This window comes from Flavobacteriales bacterium, from assembly GCA_030584065.1.
In the GTDB taxonomy this organism is placed as follows: Bacteria; Bacteroidota; Bacteroidia; order Flavobacteriales_F; family PHOS-HE28; genus PHOS-HE28.
The window spans coordinates 2,720,319-2,741,619 of record CP129489.1 but is presented as its reverse complement, the minus strand read 5'-3'; the positions used below and the strand labels follow the sequence as shown (position 1 = coordinate 2,741,619).

At 65.7% G+C, this 21,301-nt stretch carries 18 protein-coding genes; 12 read left to right on the top strand and 6 right to left on the bottom strand.

Annotation, left to right across the window (positions count from 1 at the left end):
* Positions 1–21 precede the first annotated feature (21 nt).
* Genes QY325_11615 through nadD form a run of 3 tightly spaced genes read left to right on the top strand, consistent with a single transcriptional unit; the run spans position 22 to position 2,074 of the window.
* Positions 22–903: a YicC/YloC family endoribonuclease gene (locus QY325_11615; GenBank protein WKZ65408.1), complete on the top strand. Its 882-nt coding sequence runs from the start codon at positions 22–24 to the stop codon at positions 901–903.
* Complete coding sequence (gene gmk, locus QY325_11610) at positions 903–1,487, top strand: guanylate kinase (GenBank protein ID WKZ65407.1); 585 nt, start codon at positions 903–905, stop codon at positions 1,485–1,487. The genes QY325_11615 and gmk overlap by 1 nt, the downstream gene beginning before the upstream one ends.
* Positions 1,484–2,074, top strand: a complete 591-nt coding sequence (gene nadD, locus QY325_11605; GenBank protein WKZ65406.1) for a nicotinate (nicotinamide) nucleotide adenylyltransferase — start codon at positions 1,484–1,486, stop codon at positions 2,072–2,074. Before gmk ends, nadD begins: the two co-directional genes overlap by 4 nt.
* On the opposite strand, the gene QY325_11600 is transcribed toward nadD, so the two are convergent.
* On the bottom strand, positions 2,062–2,709 hold the full coding sequence (locus tag QY325_11600) for a hypothetical protein (GenBank protein ID WKZ65405.1): 648 nt from the start codon (positions 2,707–2,709) through the stop codon (positions 2,062–2,064). The genes nadD and QY325_11600 overlap by 13 nt on opposite strands.
* A gap of 133 nt (positions 2,710–2,842) precedes the next feature.
* Between QY325_11600 and QY325_11595 the strand changes: the two genes are divergently transcribed.
* From QY325_11595 to QY325_11575, 5 genes are all read left to right on the top strand, one after another.
* Positions 2,843–2,983 carry a hypothetical protein gene (locus QY325_11595; GenBank protein ID WKZ65404.1) on the top strand — a complete coding sequence of 47 codons (141 nt, stop codon included), beginning with the start codon at positions 2,843–2,845 and terminating at the stop codon, positions 2,981–2,983.
* Positions 2,984–3,127: 144 nt separating this feature from the next.
* Positions 3,128–3,304 (top strand): hypothetical protein, encoded by a 177-nt coding sequence (locus tag QY325_11590; protein WKZ65403.1) that lies wholly within the window; start codon positions 3,128–3,130, stop codon positions 3,302–3,304.
* 165 nt (positions 3,305–3,469) lie between these two features.
* Positions 3,470–5,236, top strand: coding sequence for a single-stranded-DNA-specific exonuclease RecJ (gene recJ / locus QY325_11585; GenBank protein WKZ65402.1), 1,767 nt, complete (start codon positions 3,470–3,472; stop codon positions 5,234–5,236).
* 22 nt (positions 5,237–5,258) lie between these two features.
* The gene (locus tag QY325_11580) at positions 5,259–6,821 is read left to right on the top strand and encodes a hypothetical protein (GenBank protein WKZ65401.1); all 1,563 of its coding nucleotides are present in this window, start codon (positions 5,259–5,261) and stop codon (positions 6,819–6,821) included.
* Positions 6,818–7,267, top strand: a complete 450-nt coding sequence (locus QY325_11575; protein ID WKZ65400.1) for a nucleoside deaminase — start codon at positions 6,818–6,820, stop codon at positions 7,265–7,267. Before QY325_11580 ends, QY325_11575 begins: the two co-directional genes overlap by 4 nt.
* Here the strand turns inward: QY325_11575 and QY325_11570 are convergent.
* Positions 7,262–7,645 carry a DUF1801 domain-containing protein gene (locus QY325_11570; protein ID WKZ65399.1) on the bottom strand — a complete coding sequence of 128 codons (384 nt, stop codon included), beginning with the start codon at positions 7,643–7,645 and terminating at the stop codon, positions 7,262–7,264. The two genes, QY325_11575 and QY325_11570, sit on opposite strands and share 6 nt — an antisense overlap.
* 4 nt (positions 7,646–7,649) lie before the next feature.
* A complete protein-coding gene (locus QY325_11565; GenBank protein ID WKZ65398.1) occupies positions 7,650–11,099 on the bottom strand; it encodes a M36 family metallopeptidase in 3,450 nt (1,149 codons plus the stop codon).
* Positions 11,100–11,266: 167 nt separating this feature from the next.
* Here QY325_11565 and QY325_11560 point away from each other — a divergent pair, with 167 nt between their 5' ends.
* Positions 11,267–11,677: a BrxA/BrxB family bacilliredoxin gene (locus tag QY325_11560; GenBank protein WKZ65397.1), complete on the top strand. Its 411-nt coding sequence runs from the start codon at positions 11,267–11,269 to the stop codon at positions 11,675–11,677.
* Between the two features lie 91 nt (positions 11,678–11,768).
* Here QY325_11560 and QY325_11555 read toward each other — a convergent pair whose 3' ends face one another.
* The 3 genes from QY325_11555 to dprA form a co-directional block, all read right to left on the bottom strand.
* Positions 11,769–13,256, bottom strand: a complete 1,488-nt coding sequence (locus QY325_11555) for a hypothetical protein (GenBank protein WKZ65396.1) — start codon at positions 13,254–13,256, stop codon at positions 11,769–11,771.
* A 156-nt stretch (positions 13,257–13,412) separates the two neighbouring features.
* On the bottom strand, positions 13,413–14,759 hold the full coding sequence (gdhA, locus tag QY325_11550; protein WKZ67978.1) for an NADP-specific glutamate dehydrogenase: 1,347 nt from the start codon (positions 14,757–14,759) through the stop codon (positions 13,413–13,415).
* A gap of 169 nt (positions 14,760–14,928) precedes the next feature.
* The gene (dprA, locus tag QY325_11545) at positions 14,929–16,035 is read right to left on the bottom strand and encodes a DNA-processing protein DprA (protein ID WKZ65395.1); all 1,107 of its coding nucleotides are present in this window, start codon (positions 16,033–16,035) and stop codon (positions 14,929–14,931) included.
* Between the two features lie 211 nt (positions 16,036–16,246).
* Here dprA and QY325_11540 point away from each other — a divergent pair, with 211 nt between their 5' ends.
* The 3 genes from QY325_11540 (at position 16,247) to kdsB (ending at position 21,297) form a co-directional block, all read left to right on the top strand.
* Entirely contained in the window at positions 16,247–18,676 is a 2,430-nt protein-coding gene (locus tag QY325_11540) for a TonB-dependent receptor (protein WKZ65394.1), read from the top strand.
* The gene (locus tag QY325_11535; protein ID WKZ65393.1) at positions 18,676–20,391 is read left to right on the top strand and encodes a hypothetical protein; all 1,716 of its coding nucleotides are present in this window, start codon (positions 18,676–18,678) and stop codon (positions 20,389–20,391) included. The genes QY325_11540 and QY325_11535 overlap by 1 nt, the downstream gene beginning before the upstream one ends.
* 156 nt (positions 20,392–20,547) lie before the next feature.
* Positions 20,548–21,297 carry a 3-deoxy-manno-octulosonate cytidylyltransferase gene (kdsB, locus tag QY325_11530; protein ID WKZ65392.1) on the top strand — a complete coding sequence of 250 codons (750 nt, stop codon included), beginning with the start codon at positions 20,548–20,550 and terminating at the stop codon, positions 21,295–21,297.
* Positions 21,298–21,301 lie beyond the last annotated feature (4 nt).

Genomic DNA, 21,301 nt, shown 5'->3' with positions numbered 1-21,301 from the left:
GGCCGGATACCTTTGCCGGCCATGGCAAAGGGCATTGTGCGCTCCATGACCGGCTTCGGCCGCGCCGAGGGCGTCGTCAAGGACAGGAAGGTCACCGTGGAGCTCCGCTCCCTGAACAGCAAGCAGCTCGACCTGCTCCTGAAGCTTCCAGGGGCCTACAAGGAACGCGAGCAGGAGCTGCGTCAAGCACTAAGCGAGCGCGTGGTGCGCGGGAAGGCCGAGGCCTTCATCGCCATGGAGGCCGTGCATGCGGCCAAGCGCACGAGTTTCGACCGGCCGCTCATCAAGGCCTATTACGAGGAGATCAGGGGAATCGTGCAGGAGATCGCACCGGACTCACCGGTGGACATCATGGCCCAGGTGCTCAGGCTGCCCGACGTGGCCAGCACCAGCGCGGAGCGCCTGGATGAGGAGGAGTGGGAGGGGCTCAAGGGACTTCTAAGGGCAGCCCTGGATGGCTTCGACCGCTTCCGGTGCGAGGAGGGTGCACGCCTCGCCGCTGAACTGGTGGAGCGCCTGGCTGCCATCGAGGCTCTCCTATCCGAAGTGGAGGCGCTGGATCAAGGCCGGGCCGACCGCGTGCGCGACCGGCTCCGTGCCAAGCTCGCCGAGCTCCAGGCGGATATCGATCAGGACCGCTACGAGCAGGAGCTCATCTACTACCTGGAGAAGCTCGATATCACGGAGGAGAAGGTGCGCCTGCGCGCGCACTGCGCCTATTTCCGCGAGACCATACAGGCCGATGAGCAGCAGGGCCGCAAGCTCGGATTCATCGCACAGGAGATGGGGCGCGAGATAAACACCATCGGGTCGAAGGCGAACGACGCGGTCATCCAGCGGCTGGTGGTGCGCATGAAGGATGAGCTGGAGAAGGTGAAGGAGCAGCTGCTCAACGTGCTGTGATGGAAGGCAATGGCATTCCGCGCGGCCGCCTGGTCATCTTCTCGGCACCCAGCGGGGCGGGCAAGACCACCATCGTGCGCCACCTGCTGGGCCTCGACCTGCACCTGGCGTTCAGCGTGAGCGCGACCACGCGTCCCCCTCGGCACCATGAGGTGGATGGCCGGGACTACCTGTTCATGTCCGTGGATGAGTTCAAGGGCCGGGTGCGGGCCGGGGAGTTCGTGGAGTGGGAGGAGGTCTATCCGGGCCGGTTCTATGGCACGCTCAGGTCGGAGCTGGAGCGCATCTGGGCCTCTGGCCACCATGCCCTGTTCGACATCGACGTGATCGGCGGCCTTGACCTGAAGGAGATCTACCAAGAGCGGGCCCTGGCCGTCTTCGTCCGCCCCCCCTCCGTGGAGGTGCTCGAGGAGCGCCTGAGGGTGCGCGGCACCGAGAACGGGGAAACGCTGCGCATGCGGGTGGAAAAGGCGGTCCACGAGCTCTCCTATGCGGACCGCTTCGACTCCGTGATCGTGAACGACGAACTGGCCACCGCCTGTGCCGAGGCCGAGGCGATCGTGCGCCGATTCCTGGCCCCATGAACATCGGCTGCCTGTTCGGCACGTTCGATCCACCGCATAACGGACATGTGGCCGTGGCCGACCACATGCTCCGCACGCAGGGCTTGGATGCCGTCTGGCTCATCGTCACCCCGCGGAATCCCTTCAAGCACGACCATGCGATCAGCCCGGACATCCACCGCCTGGCCATGGTCCGGCTGGCTGTTGCGGCAAAGCCCGGCCTCGAGGCCAGCGATGCCGAGCTGGGCATGCCCGCGCCTAACTATACGGTGGACACGCTGCGGTCCCTGCGCGCCCGCTGGCCCCATGCGCACTTCAGCCTCATCATCGGCGGGGATAACCTGGCCGCCTTCCACCGCTGGAAGGATCCCGAGGGCATCCTGGCGCATCACCGGTTGCTCGTCTACCCGCGGCCGGGCCATTTGGCCCGACTCAACCCCATGTTGCAGCGCTATTCCAAGCAGGTCTGCGTGGCCGACGATGCTCCGCTGCTGGATGTCTCCGCCACCCGGTTACGGCAGGACCTTGCCGCGGGCCGCACGGTGGCGGATAGGATGGACCCCCAGGTGGCGGACTATGCCCGGCTGCACCGGCTCTATGGGGCCTGAACGCCGGCCCCCACCAGCTTCTCAGCGGCATTGAAGAGGTGGTCGCGCAGCACGCGCACCGCACGCTCGAAGCCGAGTTCGTTCACCACATGCAGGTCGCAGAGGTGGCGGTAGGGCAGCAGGTAGCTGCGGTAGGCCGGAAGCACATGGTGCTCCCATTGGTACAGCACGTCATCCGCCCCGTAGCCGCGCTCGCGGGCGTCGCGCCGCAGGCGCCGATCCAGTTGGCTGGCCTCGCTCGCATCGATGAAGACCCGCAGGTCGAAGAGGTCGCGCACCGGCTGATGGTGCAGCACGAAAAGCCCCTCCACCAGGATGATGGGTGCGGGCCGCAGCTCGATCAGGCCGGCCTCTTTGCCTTCCTGGTTGAAGGTGTATTCCTTGCGCAGGATGGCCCCGCCTGCGAGCAGGGTCCTGAGGTCGCGCTCCAGCGCATCCAGGTCCACGGCGCTGGGCAGGTCGAAGTTGACCCGGCCGTTGGGGTCGATGGCCTGCTGTTCCTTGGGGTGGTAATAATCGTCCTGCGAGATGGTGCACGTCAGGTGGGCGGGGAGGGCTTCTCGGAGGGCGCGCACCAGGCTCGTCTTGCCCGATCCGCTGCCCCCGGCCACCCCCACCAGATAGGCCTGCCGCATGGGGCGAAAATAGGCGGCCCTGCGCCGCGCCCGCGTCCTCGGCCGCAGGAGCGGCGCCCCGGTGATGCTGTGGCGGACACACTTTGGCACGCCGCTTGGCTGTTATGCATATAGAACCTCAATACATCCCGCCATGGAACCCACGATGAACCGCTATCAGAAGCTCAAGGCCGCCGCCCGGCGCATGATGCTCGCCGGTGACATGGACCGCTACATGCGTGCTCTCCGCCTCATCCACGGTCTGCGCGCGCACCGTACGCCGGGTTTGGCCTAGCATGCAATGCATGCCATGGGGCCGCACTGCGCCCGCATGGTCCGGCAAGGAAACGGCGGCATCCGGTAGGGTGCCGCCGCTGCATTCGGGGCCTCTCCGGGTCAGCGCTTGGATCTTTTTCCGGGCACCCCCGTACAAGGGCCCATGACGAAGAAGGACAAGATCGCCTTCATCAAGAGCAGCAAGCGGAAGACGCATGTGTACAATGACCTGAACCGCTACTCGGACCAACAGCTCAATGACGTCATCCGGGAGATCGTGCAGGGCCTGATCCGCGAGAGCGAGATCATCGCCAACGCATACATCAACGGATACCGTTAGCGAGCGCGTCCAACGCCTGCTGCTGAAGGCGGAAGCCTTAGGCTACGGGGCCCCCACCGAGAGGTGCGGGGCCTCGCAGCTTCCGCACGGTCCGGTCGGTCGCGATTCCGCCCGGCGAGGTGCGCAAGGGGCTCGTGGGAGCCGCTGCCGGCCTTACATTCGGCCATGCCTTCAGTGAACCCTGTGAAGCGCTGGCGCCTGAAAGCGGAACCCGATCCGGCGGTGGTGCGGGCCCTGACCTATGAGCGCTGCCCGCAGGCCGGAGCGGTCATCCTGGCCCAGCGTGGGATACGGGATCCACGCATGGCGGCCGCATTCTTCCGCCCCTCGCTCAATGACCTGCACGACCCTTTCCTCATGGCAGGGATGCAGGCCGCCGTGGAACGCATCGAGCAGGCCTTGGGCGACAATGAGCGCATCATGGTCTATGGCGACTACGATGTGGATGGCACCACGGCCGTGGCCCTGGTCTACAGCTTCCTCTGCCGGTTCACGGGCAACATCACCTTCTACATCCCCGATCGCTACAGCGAGGGCTACGGTGTATCGTTCACGGGCATCGACCGGGCTGCCGATGAGCGCGTGGGGCTCATCATCGCGCTCGACTGCGGCATCAAGTCGGTCGACAAGGTGGCCTATGCCCGCGAGCGCGGCATCGATTTCATCATCTGCGACCACCACCTGCCCGGCGAAGCGCTTCCCGATGCAGTGGCGGTGCTCGACCCCAAGCGGCCGGATTGCCCCTACCCCTTCAAGGAACTGAGCGGCTGCGGCATCGGCTTCAAGCTGATGCAGGCCTTCGCGCGGCACAATGGCATCCCTTTCGAGGACCTCGAGCCGAGCCTCGACCTGGTGGCGATCAGCACCGCTTGCGACATCGTGCCGGTGACCGGAGAGAACCGGATCCTCTGCCACTTCGGGCTCAAGCACCTCAACGACAGCCCACGGCCCGGCGTGCGCGCCATGATGGGCATGGCGAACGTGAAGAAGCGCCTCTGCGTGGGCGACCTTGTCTTCTCCATCGGGCCGCGCATCAATGCCGCTGGCCGCATTGAGCACGGGCGGCAGGCGGTGGAGCTGCTGCTGGCCCACGACCAGCGCCAAGCCGATGCCATTGCCCTGCTCGTGGATGGCAACAACAGCCAGCGACAGGAACTCGATCGGGCCATGACCCAGGAAGCGCTGGCGCACATCGATGGCGACGACTACCTGCGCTCCTCGTGGAGCACCGTGGTCTTCAACCGCGCCTGGCACAAGGGCGTGGTGGGCATCGTGGCCTCGCGCCTGGTGGAGCGCCATTACCGCCCCACCGTCGTGCTCACCGAGAGCGGCGGCAAGGCGGTGGGGAGCGCCCGCAGCGTGAAAGGCTTCGACGTGTACGAGGCCATCAGCGCATGCAGCCACCTGCTGGAGCAGTTCGGCGGGCACATGTATGCAGCGGGCCTGACGCTGCCCATGGAGAACCTGGAGGCGTTCCGCGCGCGGTTCGAGGAAGCGGTGCGCATGAGCATCAGGCCTGAGCAGCGCGTGCCCGAGGAGGAGGTGGATCTGGAGCTCCGGCTTGATGCCATCGATGAGCCGCTGCTGCGGATCCTCAAGCACATGGCCCCCTTCGGGCCGGGCAACATGCGCCCCGTCTTCCTGGCGCGCGGGGTGGTGGATTCGGGACAGGCGCGGATCGTGGGCGAGCACCACCTGAAGCTCCGCCTGATGCACCCGGAGTCGCCCGGCCGGAGCTACGATGCCATCGCCTTCAAGCAGGCGGAGTGGTTGCCGGTGGTGAAAGGCGGGGCGCCTTTCAGCGTGCTCTACGCCATTGAGGAGAACGAATGGCAGGGCCGCACCACCATCCAGCTCAACATCAAGGACATCAAGCAGGGCGTGGAGGGCGTGCTGGTGGGGGAGGAGGCCTTGGCTGCTTCAGGCTCGTGATCCGTTCCAGCAACCCCATCGCATGCGCACCCTTGCCTTTCCGCTCCTCTCGGTGCTGTCTACATCGCTCATGGGACAGGCGCCGACTTGGAGCGATGATGTTGCCTGCATCGTTTATTCGCATTGCGCCGGGTGCCACCATGACGGTGGCCCGGGCCACTTCAGCCTGACGGGCTATGCGGACGCCTATTGGTGGCGAAACGAGATTCGCGCAGCGACGCAGGCTCGCTATATGCCGCCCTGGCCGGCCGATCCCGAGTACCGGTCCCTGGCCCACGAGCGGCTGCTCACCCAGCAGGAAATCGACCTCATTGCGGCATGGGTCGATGGCGGGGCACCTCAAGGCAATCCTCAGAACGCGCCGCAGGCACCGGTCTTCACGGAGGAGGCCGTCATCCCGGATCCGGACATCACGGCCGTGATGGAGGATTTCGCCATTCCCGCCTCCACGGCCGACCTCTATCGCTGCTTCGTCCTGCCCATAGAGAACCCATCGGACAGCTGGATTACCGGGCTGGAGGTGGTGCCCGGCAACCGGGCCATGGTGCATCATGTGCTCGTCTTCCAGGACAACACCGGCCAGGCCCAGCAGCTCGACGCCCAGGATCCCGCGCCCGGATACACCAGCTTCGGCGGCATCGGTGTGCCCAGCGCGAAGCTCATCGGCATGTGGGTGCCGGGGTCCGAACCGTTCTTCACGCCGCCGGGCATGGGCATCAGGCTCCATGCCGGAGCCGACATCGTGATCCAAGTGCACTACCCGGCCACGAGCGATGTGCAGGTGGACAGCACACGGGTGAGCATCCGGCTCGGCACTTCGCCGGCCATGCGCGAGCTCTCCATCGATGCCATCCTGCATCATGGCAACATGACGGACGGGCCGTTGGTCATCCCCGCCAACCAAGTGCGCACCTTCCACCAGGAGTACACCGTGCCCATCAGTGCCACCATCACCGCCATCGGTCCGCATGGCCACCTGATCTGTCGCAGCCTGAAGAGCTGGGCGGTGAAGCCCGGAGGCCAGGTGGTGCCGCTGATCGATATCCCGCAGTGGGATTTCCGGTGGCAGGACCTCTACGCCTTCCGCAACCCCATCCACCTGCCCGCAGGCACGGTGATCCACAGCGAGGGTACATACGACAATACCACGGCGAATCCGGCCAACCCGAGCGATCCGCCCCAGCTGGTGACGGCCGGCGAGGCCACCACCGATGAGATGATGCTCTTCTTCTTCGCGTGGACCCCCGGCGTTCCATCAGACGAGGCCATCGTGGTCGACGATGACCCGCACGCGCCGCATCACCTCGATTGCATGGTGGATGGCCTTACGGGCCTTCCGGATGATCGCCACTGGCCGCAGCTCGGTGTGGGGCCCAATCCGGCGGCAGGGCGTGTGCGCGTGGACCTGCCGTTCGAACATGGCCTGCTGCGTCTCCTTGATGGTTCCGGACGCGAGCTGCTGCGCAAGCGCATCACCGGTGAGCGAATGGAGCTGGATGTCACCGCACTTGCACGGGGCGCTTACCTGCTGGAAGCCACTGACGGACGCAGCGCCGCCAGGCGCATCAAGCTGCTGCTGGAATGATCCTGGCCACGGGCGATGAGCACTTCATGCGCCAGGCGCTGCGCGAAGCGGAGCAGGCGTTCAAGGCGGATGAGGTGCCCATCGGTGCCGTGGTGGTGTGCCGCGATCAGGTGATCGCACGGGCGCACAACCTCACCGAGCGGCTGAATGATGTTACCGCGCATGCCGAGATGCAGGCCATCACCGCGGCGGCCGAGCATCTCGGCGGGAAGTACCTGAAGGAATGCACCCTGTTCGTGACGGTGGAGCCCTGCCCCATGTGCGCCGGGGCGCTGCAGTGGGCCCAGGTGGGGCGCATCGTGTTCGGCGCCTTCGATGAGAAGAGCGGCTACCGGCGCGTCGGGGGCAAGCTGCTGCACCCGAAGACCAAAGTGGTGGGCGGCGTGCTGGAGCCCGAGTGCGCCGACCTGATGAAGGCCTTCTTCAGGCGCAAGCGGGCGCTATGACCGCCGCCGGCCCTTGCGCCGCCCCTGCTCTTCGTTCACCGCTACCGCTTCCGCGATGAGGCGCCGCAGCGCGGGCTCGTCCAGCGAATGGGAGGGGTAGGGCAGGAAGTGCTGGCGGATGAGCTTGTGGGGCGTCCGGGCCAGCAGCCCTTCGGGGTCCAGCAATTCCTGGCCCTGCAGGAAGGCGAGGACCAGCCGGCCTTTCTGCAGACGGAGGTAGGCCAGCCAGCTGCGATGGTCGAAGAAGGGCACGCCATACCGAAGTCGCTCATGCATGCGCGGCGAGGCCTCCAGCAAGAGCTCCCGGACGCGCAGCGCACGCGGCTGCCACTCCTCCGGCAATGCATCATACCAGCCCTCGGCGGAGCGCCCTGCCATCGGGTCACGGAAGCTGCTGCGGCCGCGTGTTGGTAGGGATGCTGCCACCGATGTTCAGCAGGATGGGGTCACGGTCGTTATCCTCGCCCGTGTACCGCACCACGCCATCCATGTTCACATCCTCCTGATGGTAGCCGGCTGCCGAGGTGTTCGTGGGCACGCTGCCGCCGATGCTCTGCAGGATGGGGTCGCGGTCATTGTCCTCACCGGTGTAGCGCAGGGTGGCATCGCGCAGCACGTTCCCGGCCCACAGGAGCATGCGCGTCCCTTCGGCCCGACGCGCATCCGTGCCATAGGTCGCTGTTGCGGCACTGGTCAGGTCGATGTTCGTCGCCGTGCCGCTCAGGGCCACGGGCGCTGCCGTCATGCAACCCAGGTGGTTCCGGTGGCGCACGGCCACATGGTAATTGCCTGTGGTGGCCGTGAAGGTCACGGGTGAAACCCCATCCTTGTCCACCACGTCGCCGTCGCGTTGCACGAGCGCGGCCCGGGTGGCCACGATGGACTCCGCGGCCGTGGCATCACGCAGTTCAAGCAGCACCCAGTCCACGATGGCATTGTCACCGGTAACGGCCAGAACGCCGGTGTCGGTGGTCTCGCCAGTGACAGGGCCTGCTGTGCGCATGCCCAGCGCGGTGAACGGCTCGGTGAGCGGAAGCAGCCCTCCGGTGCGCAGGCCATCGCGCATCCGGTCGGTGCCGGTGTCGTATGGTCCTTGAAGCATCAGGTCCAGCGCCACGCGCACGCCGTTACTTTCCACCACCACGTTGTCCAGATAGAGGTTGTTGCCGTAGCCATTGATGCCCGTGAACCGCACCATGACCGAGCCACCATCAAAGGCGCTCAGGTCGATGTCGTTCAGGCGCCATTGCGAGCAGTTCGTTGGGGTCCACGAGGAGGTGGAGGCGGATGCCGTGGCCAGCACCGAACCGCTCTGCTCGAACACGGTGGTCCAGGTCGCACCGCAGTTGCCGCTCACTTCCACCCGCATGCCGTCCTCATACCCCGGGCCGTAGATCACATAGGCATGATGGTATTTCAAGCGCGTGCCTGCAGAGGCGCTGAGGTCCACGACCGGTGAGACCAAGCGGTCTTCCTGGCCGGAGCCGGCGTACGAGTAGTAGTCGATGGACCACGCCCGGCTGCTGGCACACAGTGCTCCGTTGGTGAGCTGGGTGGTGCTCCAGGTGATGCCATTGTCCGGATTCTGCAGGGCCCAGCCCGCCGGGGTGGTGCTACCGCCTTCCACATCCTGGGTGTAGGTCGCCGGCACGACCGTGGCCGCCGTCGGGGTCACGGATCGCATTTGTTGGTCGTTGGAGGTGAGCTGGTCACCTGCGAGTGCGGTACCGACCACGAAGTCGAAGGGCCCGCTGCCCGAGAGCGTGGCGGCTTGACTGAAGCTGAAGGTAGCCAGGCCGCCGGCGCCGATCGTGCCGGTGAAGATCTCGGTCACCGGAGCGCCTCCGTTCACGCTATACGACACCGGGAACCCGCTCTGCGGTTGCGACCCGGAATTGCGGATCTCCACCACCACGGGCACCACCCCATCAGGGCAGGTGTACAGGTTCACCGGCGGTGAGACGATGGCGAACACGCCCACATTGTTGGGCACCGGGGTGTCGAAGGCCTCCGTTTGGTCGGTGCGGCTGGTGGTCGAACCCTGATCGGCACTGGCGCCCAGGCCACGCCGGGCGAAGGCAGCCCAGATGTAGTCCTGGTTGGCGCCGCCGTTGTTGATCTGGTCGGCCAGCAGGATGGCATCGCGGCCATCCACGAAGCCGGGGTTGCAGGGCGTCAGCTTCAGGCCGTCGATCACCAATTGCATGGCGATGTTGTTCCCGCCGGTGCCGTTGTAGATGTCCGGATCGAAGCCGTAGACGTTGATCAGCTCCCAGGTCATCTCCCACAGCATGGTGCACCACACGAAGCCGATGCCGTGTGGCTGGCTGATGCCGCTGTTGGTGTTCGCGTAGGTGTAGTCGTTCACCGCGAAGCTCGTGCTGTACCGCGCTGGCCGGATCCCGGCGCCGGTGGTGGGCTGGCCAAGGAGGTAGGTGCCGATGCCGCGGCCCATGGGACCGGTGTCGCCCGGCTTCATCGTCATCACCAGGGCGAAGTAGTCGCTCCAGCCCTCGCCCATCTGCTCGTTGTTGGCCAGGCAGCTGGTGTTGGAGGGGCCGCCTACTAGCCGGTTGCTGATGCCATGGCCGTACTCATGGGCGATCACCCCATTGTCAAGGTCGCTGTCCCGCTGGGGGCTGGTGTTGGTCCACCGGAACATCTGCATGCGCGGGTTGCTGCCGTCAGGCGGCGTGCCGAAGTTGGCGTTGTTGGTTCCGCTGCCATCCTGTGCGTCGGCATTCACCCAGTCATTGCCGGCACCGCCGCGCCCGTAGTTGTTCTCCTGGAAGTTGCCGGAGGCCTCGTCGAATCCGTACTGGTACCACACGTCGTGGCACACGTTGTTCCAGTAGAAGAGGTTGGTGATGGCAGCGGGCAGGTAGGTGCTCGGCGCCTGCGTCAAGTCGATGGGGAAGTCGAAGTCGAGCGTGGCGCCGCCGCTGGGCCGGGTGCCGCCGGAGTTGTTGGCGTCAACATCATCCTGCGCACGGCAATTGTTGCCGCGCGTGTCGGTGTATTCCGGACCGGCGGCGCCATTCGTGTCGTGCCAGCCGTAGGGCGAGGCGACTCCGCCATCGCCCCAAGGCGCGTTGCGGATGCCGCGCGGGCCGTGGCTGGGGCTCTCCGTAGGCCATGGGTACACGTTGTAATCATTGGGCGCGGCCGGGGCGGAATCCTCCTCGGGCGAACCTGCATCGGTATGGACGCATTCGCCCCATCCGCATTGGGCCACCCAGTCATTGCGGTCGAGTTCCTCGCCGCTCAGCGCATCGATGCGGATGTTCCACCAATGGCTGCCATCGGGGGTGTAGTGGTTCACATTCCACGCCAGCCTGAGCGATTCCCTCACGGGCTGGTACACCAGCTGCACCACCGCCTTCTCCCCTCCGAGGCCGCTTCCTTCGTAGACCCATCGCCGGCCTTCGTCCTCTACGGAGAGGAGCTGGGGCATGCCGGTTGAGGGGAGTGTCTTGCGCAGCACGCTGCCCAGGGTCGCTTCGGCGGTGATGAGCGGTGCCGTGGCGTTCACGCGCTTCTCCAGGCCGGTGAACGCACCGTTGTTGATGCGCGCGAGGCTTCCGTCAGCGAGCTGGTGAATGGCGATATCCCCGTTCCAGACCTCGATTCCCTGCCAGCGCTGCCGGAAGTAGTGATGGGTGGCACCGTTATGCGCGCTGCGGTAGCTGTCCTTCAGCACCAGCCCGGCCAGATCGCCGGCACGGAAGCCGGCGGCTTCCAGTTCGGCCTGGGCCGCGGCAGGGAGCCGCTGAGCATGGACTGCCGTTGCACAAAGGAGAAGAGCGGCTGTCAGCAGGTTCCGAATCATCATGGTTTCAGCAAAGGGCTGTGAAAGTACCGAGATGGGACCCTGCAGGGCAACCGCATTCCTGCGGTCAGAGGGATCCTGTCCGAAAGCCGCATGGGCGGCCGAAGGCGGTACCTTTGCCCTGCACGCGGAGGGCTCCGGTGCCAACGAACACAGAAAATCAACATTCCATGTATCCTCCTGAACTCACTGCTCCCATGGCGATGGACCTGGTCTCCGCCGGATTCGAGGAGCTGAAGACGCCCGAGCAGGTAGACAGGGCTTTGACGCAGCCCGGTACCGTGCTTTGCGTGGTCAATAGCGTATGCGGCTGCGCCGCGGGTGCCGCTCGCCCGGGGGTGAAGCACAGCCTCCGCGGAAGCAAGCGCCCGGACAAGCTCGTCACCGTATTCGCCGGCGTGGATACCGATGCTGTGATCCAAGCGCGCAAGCACTTCCTGCCTTATCCGCCCAGCAGCCCCAGCATGGCCCTCTTCAAGGATGGCAAGCTGGTGCATTTCTTGGAGCGCCACCACATCGAGGGCCGCAGTGCCGAAATGATCGCGGACAACTTGATGATGGCCTACGACGAGTTCTGCTGACAAAGGTCTTCGTTGAGAAAGCGGGAAACCCCGTCAGGAATGCCTGACGGGGTTTCCCGTTCAAGGGCCGCTCGCGGAGCATGCGATCGGACTACCACCCCTTGACCCACCGCGTTGCCTGGTGGCTGCCGCCGCCCCAATGCACCCGCAGCACATAGGTGCCCGTGGCAAGATCGGTGATGGGCAGTTCGACGGTGTGGGAGCCCCCCCGCACGGTGCGGCCCGTGGCATCGAACAGATGCATGCTGGCTGGCTTTTCGTCGTGCCGCAGGCGCAACGTGCTGGCATCGGCCATCAGGTGCAGCCCGGGCCTCGTGTGTGCGTTGATGCCGGTTCCAACACTGGAGTGGATGCGCACCAGGTTCGCGTGCGAAGCACCGTCGAAGGTGGTGAAGGTGCCGCCCACGATCAGGTTGCCATCCGGCAATTGAAGGATGGTGAGTACCTCGATGCCGAACCAATCGTCCGCATCAGGCCCCGTGCCGGGGTCGAAGGTCGTGTCCAGCGCTCCCGTAGGTAGTATCCGCGCCAGCTGCCTGCGCTCCGTATCGCTGATGCGGCGGAACCACCCTCCGATGAGCAGTTTGCCATCGGGTTGCAGTGCTGCGCAGGTAATGGGGATCGGCCCGGCGATGACGGGACCTTCCGAAGGCCCCACGCCCGGATCGAAAGCGGTGTCCAGACTGCCATCAGCGTTCAGCCGGGCCATACGCGAGCGGAACACCTCGTTGTAGTACGTGAAGTCGCCGACGATGAAAGCGCCTCCATCCGATGCGACCGTCACCTTTTCCAGTCTGGTGTAGTAGCCGCCGTACGCGCCGGTCCCGGTGGTGAAGCCAGGGTCCACCGAACCATCCGGGAGGAACTGGATGATGTTGCGGTGGACTTCGCTGTTGAAGGTGCCGAAGGAACCAACGGCGAGCACGGTGCCGCTGGGCCGGATCGCCAGACCATTCACGACTGAGCCGAATGTACCGGGCTGTGGCCCGAAGGTGCCGACGGGTTGGAAGTCGGTGTCTGCGCTACCGTCGGCATTCAACCGTATGATGTTGCTGGCTGCGTTACCGTTGTATTGAGAGAAAGCGCCGCCCATCCAGATGTCCCCATCTGCCGCAACGGCCAACGCGCGCACCTCACTGTTCGGTCCGGTGCCGCTGAGGAAGGTGTCGTCGAGCGTGCCGTCGTTGTTCAGCCGGGCCAGGTGGGCCACGGCTGTGCCATCATAACCGGTGAAATAGCCCCCGATCAGCACTTTGCCATCGGCGGTACTGGCCAGAGTGTATACAGTTGGATCGACGATGGTGGTGCTGGTGAGGCCGGTGCCGGTGCTGAAACCTGCGTCCAAGGTGCCATCAGCGTGCAGGCGTGCCACCCCGCCCCGTGCAGTGCCGTTCACCTCGGTGAACCTGCCGCCGATGAGCAGCTTCCCATCGTGTTGTCGCACGATGCAGTATACCGGGCCATTGGTGCCTGCGGTGAAGGAAGGGTCCACCGTTCCATCCTGCGCACGTGTAGCGATGGGTTGGACAAGAAGCGCGATGATCGTGGCAAGGAGCGTGTTGCGTAGGAGGGGTCTCATGTGTTGGAGCTCGGATCGGTCGTTGGGGAGGTATCATGATTCATCGGGAAGGGTGGTCGGATGTGAACGATCGGGCATGCACGCAGAAATGACATCCACGGCAAAAGGGCCGCCCCTTGCGAGACGGCCCCTTCCCCTCTTCCAGGGTCGTATGCCCTACACCACCCCCTGTTCCAGCATCGCATCGGCCACCTTCACGAAACCGGCGATGTTGGCGCCCTTCACGTAGTTGATCTTGCGGCCCTCCTTGCCGTGCTTCACGCAGGCGGCGTGGATGTCCTTCATGATCTTGTGCAGGCGGGCGTCCACCTCGTCGCGGGTCCAGCTCATGCGCAAGCTGTTCTGGCTCATCTCCAAGCCGCTGGTGGCCACACCACCGGCGTTGCTGGCCTTGCCCGGGGCGAAGGCCACACCGGCCTTGTGGAACACCTCGATGCCTTCGGGGGTGGTGGGCATGTTGGCCCCTTCGGCCACATACTTCACACCCTTCTTCACCAGGTCCTTGGCGTTCTTGTCGTTCAGTTCGTTCTGGGTGGCGCAGGGCAGGGCCACATCGCATTTGGCCACGATGTCCCAAACCCGGGCTCCTTTCTTGTAGGTGCTGCCCTTGAACTTCTTCGCGTACTCTTCGATCCGGCCGCGCTTCACGTTCTTCAGGTCCATGATGAAGGCGAGCTTTTCGCCGGTGATGCCTGCGGGGTCATAGATGGCACCATCGCTGTCACTGCAGCTTACCACTTTGGCGCCAAGTTGGGTGGCTTTTTCGATGGCGTACTGGGCCACGTTGCCGCTGCCGCTAACCGCCACGATCTTGCCTTTGAAGTCCTCTTTGTTCTCCTTCATCATTTCGGCGGCGAAGTACACGCAGCCGTAACCTGTTGCCTCCGGACGGATCAAGCTGCCGCCCCAGGTGCGGCCTTTGCCGGTGAACACGCCGGTGAACTCGTTGCGCAGGCGCTTGTCCTGGCCGAACATGAAGCCGATCTCGCGACCACCCACACCGATGTCGCCCGCAGGCACGTCGGTGAACTGGCCCACGTGACGCCACAGCTCGGTCATGAAGCTTTGGCAGAAGCGCATCACCTCATTGTCGCTCTTGCCCTTGGGGTCGAAGTCGCTGCCGCCCTTGCCGCCGCCCATGGGTAGGGTGGTGAGGCTGTTCTTGAAGGTCTGCTCGAAGCCCAGGAACTTCAACACGCTGAGGTTCACCGTGGGGTGGAAGCGGCAGCCGCCCTTGTAGGGACCGATGGCGCTGTTGAACTGCACGCGATAGCCCCGGTTCACCTGGATGTTGCCCTTGTCGTCCACCCAGGGCACGCGGAACATGATCACCCGCTCGGGCTCCACCATGCGCTCCAGCAGCATCTTGCCCTGGTACTTGGGGTTCTCCTCGATGAAGGGGATGATTGCCTCGGCCACCTCGTGAACGGCCTGGAGGAACTCGGGCTCGTTGGGGTTCTTGGCCTTCACGTAGCTCATGAACGCGTCCACCTGCTTCTGCACGTTGGAAGCGCCTTTCTTGGCGGTAGCCATGGATGGGTTTTTGGGAATTTGGGCGCGAAGGTAGGCGCGGGATTTCAGGTGGTGAACGGGTCGGAAAGCCGGCTCATCCGATGACGGTCGGCCATGCGACTTTGAACCGTGCGGCAGCCCAGCAAAGGCCCCGCTCGCCTCAATTGAGCGCATAGGCCTTGCCCGGTAACGCGCGTACCACGCCGCTGAACTCGAGGTTGAGCAGGATGCCCGCCACTTTCCCCTGGCCCATGCGGCTCTCGAGGCAGAGCTCGTCGATGTGCACCTTGCCCTTGGCTTTGATGATGTCCACGAGGGCCTGTTCATCGGGCAGCAGGTCGGGGAAGAGGGCCGCCTGCACAGGGGCCTTGCGCTTCTTCGGCAGCCATTCCATCAGGGTGACCACATCCTTGGCGGAGGTGATCAGCATGGCCTTGTTCTGCTGGATGAGGCGGTTGCACCCCTCGCTGCGCGGATCGGTGGGCCGGCCCGGCAGCGCGAAGACCTCCCGGTCGTAGCTGTTGGCGATGTCGGCCGTGATCAAGCTTCCGCCCTTGGGCCCGCTCTCCACCACTACCGTGCAGTCGCTCAGCCCGGCGATCACCCTGTTGCGCGCCGGGAAGTTGCCGGCCATGGCATTCATGCCGGTGGGGAACTCGGTGACGAGCGCTCCCGATTCGGCCATGCGCTCGGCATCCCGGCGGTGCTCGCTGGGGAAGACCGTATGCAGGCCGTGCGCCACGCAGCCTACCGTAGGCATGCCTTGCTTCAGCGCGGTGCGGTGCGCCACGATATCGATGCCGTAGGCCAGGCCGCTCACGATGGCGGCCCCGGAATCGGCGAGGCCCTCCACCAGCTCGGCGCAGAGCCGCTTGCCCTGGTCGGTGGGCGTACGCGTGCCCACGATGCTGACCATCCGCGCGGCGTCCAGGTCGGCAGGCCCTTTCACGAAGAGGAGCACTGGCGCATCCTCCGCCTGCTTCAGCCGCTTGGGGTAGGCCTCATCGAGGTAGAACAACAGGCGCACACCGTGCTTGCGGGCATAGGCCAGCTCCCTTTCCGCTGCCGGCAGCACCTTCCTGTCGGTGATGCTGGCAATGAGCTTGGGACCGATGCCCGGCACCTTCTCCAGGGTGCGCTTCACCTTGGGGTCCATGAAGATGGGGTCCACCCCGCCACAGTAGGCCACCAGGCTGCGGGCATTCACCGCACCGATGCCCTTGAGCATGCTCAGCGCGATGCGGTGGATGAGCGTTTGGTCTTCCATGGGCCAGGCTTGCCGTGCGCGGGTGATGCGAAGGAAGCAAGCAGCGGCCCAACCTCATCCGCTTCGCCTAAGCCAAAGGCCCTTTTATCAGGCCGGAGCAGCGGTTGGTCCGGCGCCGGTGCGATGCTGGTGCGCCATGACGGGCTTCGGCTACATTCGCCACAACCGCCGGCCCTCACCATAGCCACTGCGGCCACCAGATCGCCACCGCATGATGCGAATCATCGCCGCTGCGCTCAGCGCCGCAGCCGTAACGCTCGCGTGCGCCCAAGAGGCCGCGCTCACCGGAAAAGTCACCGACGCCGCCACCGGCGAGGCCCTCATCGGGGTCAATGTCACCTATGCCAGCGGCAGGGGCGTCGCCACCGATGTCAACGGCGCCTATCGCCTGGAGCTGCCTGCCGGCGAGGCGCGCATCACCTACAGCTATGTGGGATACGTATCGCGCACCGAAGCGCTCGTGCTTGCGGCCGGAGAGCAGCGCATCCTGGACGTGAAGATGGCCGTTGCCAGCGCTCAGCTCGACATGGTGGTGGTCTCGGCCGGGCGCTTCGAGCAGCGTGTGGGCGAGGTGACGCAGAGCCTGAGCGTGCTGCGCCCGGAGATCGTGCTCAACAAGAACATCACCAGCATGGACCAGGCCCTGGATCAGGTGCCGGGCGTGGTGATCGTGGATGAGGAGCCGCAGATCCGCGCGGGCAGCGGTTTCAGCTATGGTGCAGGCAGCCGTGTGATGGTGCTGGTGGACGATGTCCCCATCCTGAGCGGCGACATCGGCCGGCCCAACTGGACCTTCCTCCCGCTGGAGAACCTGGAGCAGGTGGAGGTGATCAAGGGCGCATCCTCCGTGCTCTACGGCAGTGCGGCCCTCAGCGGCGTCATCAATGTGCGCACCGCCTATCCGCGGAGCGAGCCGCGCACGCGCATCACCACCTTCTCTGGCGTCTACGATGCGCCCGGCCATGCGCCGGCCAAGTGGTGGGATGCGAACAGCCCGCTCTTCGGCGGCGCCAACTTCTTCCACTCCCAGCAGTTCGGCCGGCTCGACCTCGTCCTCGGCGGCAACGCCTTCGGCGACCAAGGCTTCGTGGGCCCCGAGCCCCAGCCCGCGGACAGCATAGCGCGCGATCCGTACCGCCTGGGCCCAGGCGGGTACGACCATCGCGCCCGGTTCAATGCGGGGCTCCGTTGGCGGAGCAGGCGCGTTCAAGGGCTCACCGTCGGGCTCAATGCCAACGCCATGCGCAGCAAAAGCACCAGCGTCTTCATCTGGGGCGATACCGACCGCGGCCTCTACCGCCCGCAGAACGGCACCGTCACGCGGACGCAGGGCACCCAGTACTACCTCGACCCCTATGTGGGCTACACCTCCGCCGCCGGAACCCGGCACAGCCTGCGGACACGCTACCACCGCCAGCTATTCGACAACGACAACGGCCAGAGCAATGGCAATGAGACCTGGCATGCCGAGTACCAGGTGCAGCAGAAGGTGGAACTCTTCGGCGAGACCATCATCACGGGCGGCGCACTGCTGCGCGATGTGGTGAGCACCGCCGAGCTGTACCGCGGCAACGGCGAGGGCAGCGACCGAAACATGGCCCGCAACCTGGCCGGCTACCTCCAGGTGGACAAGAAGCTCTTCGGTGAGCGCCTCTCGCTCTCGGCCGGTGTGCGGTACGAGCAGTTCATCGTCAACGAGGCCGAGGCCGGACAACCGGTGGTGCGCGCCGGGGCCACCTTCCGCGCCCACAAGGCCACCTACGTGCGCGCCAGCTACGGGCAGGGCTTCCGCTTCCCCACCATCGGCGAGCGCTTCATCAGCACCAGCGTGGGGCAGCTGCGCATCTTCCCCAATGCCGACATCCGGCCCGAGCAGAGCTGGAACACCGAGGTGGGCGTGAAGCAGGGCTTCAAGCTCGGCGGCTTCATGGGCTACCTGGATGCCGTGTGGTTCCAGCAGGATTTCCAGGATTATGTGGAATTCACCTTCGGTCAATGGGAGGCCTTCGACCTGTTCAATCCGCTGGCCAACTTCTACGGGTTGGGCTTCAAGAGCGTGAACACCGGCGGAGCGCGCGTCACCGGCTACGAGCTGGAGCTCACCGGCAAGGGCGACATCGGCAAGTTGGGCATCCAGGCCATGCTCGGCTACACGGCCACCACGCCCATCAGCACCACGCCCGACCAGGTCTATGCCCAGCCCGTGCCCGGCCCTGTTCCGCCCGGAGCCACCGAGCCCATCATCATCATCCCGGCCGCCACCTACCGCAATACGAGCTTCGATCCCAGCGGCGACATCCTCAAGTTCCGCATCCGGAACACCTTCCGCGCCGATATGCAGCTGAGCTACCGCAAGGTCTTCGCGGGCTTCAGTCTGCGCTATAACAGCCATGTGCAGAACATCGACAAGGCCTTCATCGACCTTGACGATGACGGCACGCTGCCCACAGGAGTGCGCGAGTGGATGGAGACGCACCGCACCGGTGATTGGATCGTGGATGCGCGCCTCGGCATGGACCTCTCCAAACAGCTGCGCGTGGCACTCATAATGAACAACCTCACGAACGAAGTGTACTCCCTGCGTCCGCTCTCCATCGAAGCGCCACGGAGCGTGCAGGTGCAGCTGAGCGCCACGCTGTGATGGAACGCGCTGCGCGGCGCATCACGCCCTCGCTGGCCGTGGCGTTCGCGCTGTGGGTGCTGGTGGCCGCAGCCGTGGCGCTGCATCCGCCGCGCAACATCATCAGCTGGGATACCTTCGGCTACCACCTCTACCTGCCCGCCGCCCTGCTGCACGGCGACCCCGGCATCCGTGACCGCGGCTGGGTGGAGGCGGCTGATGCGGCCTACGACAACACCGGCACCCTCTACCAGCTGACGCAGCTGCCGGATGGGCGGTGGGTGAACCGATATCCGATGGGGCTGGCCCTGCTGTGGTCGCCCTTTTTCGCCACGGGGCATGCAGCGGCGGCTGCGCTGGGCGCCCCGCGCGATGGCTTCTCGTGGCCCTACCAGGCGGCCCTCATCGCCGCCGGGCTCACCTATCTGCTTGTCGGGCTGCTCACGCTGCGCCGCGTGCTGCGCTGGTTCTTCACCGAGGCCGTCACCGCAGCCACGCTCGCCCTCTTGGTCACCGGCACCAACTTGTTCCATCAGGCTGCAGCGGGCCTGGGCATGCCCCACATCTTCCTGTTCGCCTTGGGCGCTGGCGTGCTGTGGCGCACCATCCGGTGGCGTGCCCAAGGCCGTGCGCGCGATGCGGCGGCGGTCGGCTTCCTGCTCGGCCTGATGGTGGTGTCGCGCCCCTCCGAGGCGGTGTGGGCGGTGGTGCCCTTGATGGCGGGCTGCGGCGAAGCCGGCCGGCTGCGTGCGCACGGCGCCTGGCTCTGGCAGCGCCGCAGCCATCTGCTGCTCCTGGCTGCGGTAGCAGCGCTCGTGACGCTTCCGCAGTTGGCCTATTGGAAGTGGATGACCGGTCGCTGGCTCTACATGAGCTACAACAATCCCGGCGAGGGCTTCGAGTTCCTGAGCCCCTTCACGCGTGAAGCGCTGTTCAGCTTCCGCAAGGGTTGGTACGTGTACACCCCGCTGATGCTGGTGGCCACCCTCGGGCTGGCGGTGGTCTGGCGCACGCTGCCGGCCTGGAGGTGGGCGCTCACCGGCTTCTTCGCGCTGAACCTCTACGTGGTGAGCAGCTGGAGCTGCTGGTGGTATGCCGACAGCTTCGGGCAGCGGGCCCTGGTGCAGGGCTACGCGGTCATGGCCATCCCGTTGGGCGCCGTGCTCACCGTGCTGAAGGAGCGGCCGTGGCGCGCGCGCGCAGCGCTTCCGCTGCTGCTGGCCCTCACCGCACTCAACCTGTTCCAGACTTGGCAGATCGAGCGCGGCATCCTGCACACATCGCGCATGACCTGGCCCGCCTACAAGGCGGCCTGGATGCGCACGGCGCCGTTGCAGGGCATGGATGCACTGCTGCTGGTGGACCGCGTGCAGGAAGACTTCACCCGCAGGCCCGACCTCACCGGCTACAGGGCTTCCGCAGTGCTGCGGGCCGCCAACGGAGCGCTCCAAGCGGTGTACGGAGAGGCCGTCACCACCGACCATGCCTGGGTGGAGGTGCGATTCCGGCCCGGCCCCGTAGTGGCCGATTCCGTGGAAGTGATGGTGGCGATGGAGCACGGCGGCTACCCCTACCATGCGCGGACCACGCGGTGGGCGGTGGGCGACAGCATCCGCATGTGGTACCTCACCCCCGAGGTGAGGCGGGCATCCGACCGATTGATGATCCTGTGCAGGGAGCCCAGTGGGGAGGCCGTGCTGGCCGGTTCCTTGGAGGTTCACGTGCATGAGCACTAGCGCAGCGCTTTTGAGGGTTGCGCATAGCGGTGCTTGATGTCAGTGGCGCCCATAGGTGCAGAAGCGATGGCCAGAATCCCGGAGTGCGCGGGCAATCTGGGCCTTGACGCATACACCCCCAAGGGCGAGCGCTGATCGGTACCTTGCCGCCGTTTCATGCGATTCCTCGGCATCATCCCCGCCCGCCATGCGAGCACCCGCCTGCCGGGCAAGCCGCTTGTGGACATCGGAGGCACGAGCATGGTGATGCGCGTGGTGGAGCAGGCGAGGAGGTCACGCGCGCTGGAGCGGGTTGTGGTGGCCACCGACGACGAGCGCGTGCTGGAGCATGTGCGCGCCGCCGGCGCTGAGGCGGTGATGACCTCGGCCGCGCATCCCAGCGGGACGGACCGCTGTTACGAGGCCCTTCTGCGCGTGGGGCGCGACCGCTACGATGCCGTGGTGAACGTGCAGGGCGATGAGCCCTTCATCGCCCCTGAGCAGATCGATGAGCTTTGCGAGGCGCTGCGAAGCGCTCCGGGCGGCATCGCCACGCTTGCACAAGCGGTGACGGATGACCGCGACCTCGACGATGCCGGGGAGGTGCTCATCACCACCGACGTGAACGGCGATGCCCTGTACTTCAGCCGCGCGGCAATCCCATTCCTGCGCAATCCGGGTCCGGGCCCGCGCCACCTCCGCTTCCGCTTCCTGAAGCACGTGGGGCTCTATGGCTACAAAGCCGAAGTGCTGGAACGCTTGGTGCAGCTGCCGCCCTCGCCGCTGGAGCTGGCCGAATCGCTGGAGCAGCTGCGCTGGGTGGAGAACGGGTACAAGGTGCGCATCGGCCTCACCGTGCACCCCTCCTTCTGCGTGGATACCCCCGCCGATCTGGAGGAGGCCCGCCGGCGGGTGGCCCTTGCCTAGATTT

What these genes read in the sequence shown, in the direction of transcription:
- QY325_11615 (WKZ65408.1), top strand. Translation starts at nt 22, where the DNA reads ATGGCAAAGGGCATTGTGCGCTCCATGACCGGCTTCGGCCGCGCCGAG.
- dprA (WKZ65395.1), bottom strand. Translation starts at nt 16,035, where the DNA reads ATGGAAGACCAAACGCTCATCCACCGCATCGCGCTGAGCATGCTCAAG.
- QY325_11535 (WKZ65393.1), top strand. Translation starts at nt 18,676, where the DNA reads ATGGAACGCGCTGCGCGGCGCATCACGCCCTCGCTGGCCGTGGCGTTC.
- nadD (WKZ65406.1), top strand. Translation starts at nt 1,484, where the DNA reads ATGAACATCGGCTGCCTGTTCGGCACGTTCGATCCACCGCATAACGGA.
- QY325_11580 (WKZ65401.1), top strand. Translation starts at nt 5,259, where the DNA reads ATGCGCACCCTTGCCTTTCCGCTCCTCTCGGTGCTGTCTACATCGCTC.
- QY325_11600 (WKZ65405.1), bottom strand. Translation starts at nt 2,709, where the DNA reads ATGCGGCAGGCCTATCTGGTGGGGGTGGCCGGGGGCAGCGGATCGGGC.
- QY325_11575 (WKZ65400.1), top strand. Translation starts at nt 6,818, where the DNA reads ATGATCCTGGCCACGGGCGATGAGCACTTCATGCGCCAGGCGCTGCGC.
- QY325_11560 (WKZ65397.1), top strand. Translation starts at nt 11,267, where the DNA reads ATGTATCCTCCTGAACTCACTGCTCCCATGGCGATGGACCTGGTCTCC.
- QY325_11565 (WKZ65398.1), bottom strand. Translation starts at nt 11,099, where the DNA reads ATGATGATTCGGAACCTGCTGACAGCCGCTCTTCTCCTTTGTGCAACG.
- QY325_11540 (WKZ65394.1), top strand. Translation starts at nt 16,247, where the DNA reads ATGATGCGAATCATCGCCGCTGCGCTCAGCGCCGCAGCCGTAACGCTC.
- QY325_11590 (WKZ65403.1), top strand. Translation starts at nt 3,128, where the DNA reads ATGACGAAGAAGGACAAGATCGCCTTCATCAAGAGCAGCAAGCGGAAG.
- QY325_11595 (WKZ65404.1), top strand. Translation starts at nt 2,843, where the DNA reads ATGGAACCCACGATGAACCGCTATCAGAAGCTCAAGGCCGCCGCCCGG.
- gmk (WKZ65407.1), top strand. Translation starts at nt 903, where the DNA reads ATGGAAGGCAATGGCATTCCGCGCGGCCGCCTGGTCATCTTCTCGGCA.
- recJ (WKZ65402.1), top strand. Translation starts at nt 3,470, where the DNA reads ATGCCTTCAGTGAACCCTGTGAAGCGCTGGCGCCTGAAAGCGGAACCC.
- QY325_11555 (WKZ65396.1), bottom strand. Translation starts at nt 13,256, where the DNA reads ATGAGACCCCTCCTACGCAACACGCTCCTTGCCACGATCATCGCGCTT.
- kdsB (WKZ65392.1), top strand. Translation starts at nt 20,548, where the DNA reads ATGCGATTCCTCGGCATCATCCCCGCCCGCCATGCGAGCACCCGCCTG.
- QY325_11570 (WKZ65399.1), bottom strand. Translation starts at nt 7,645, where the DNA reads ATGGCAGGGCGCTCCGCCGAGGGCTGGTATGATGCATTGCCGGAGGAG.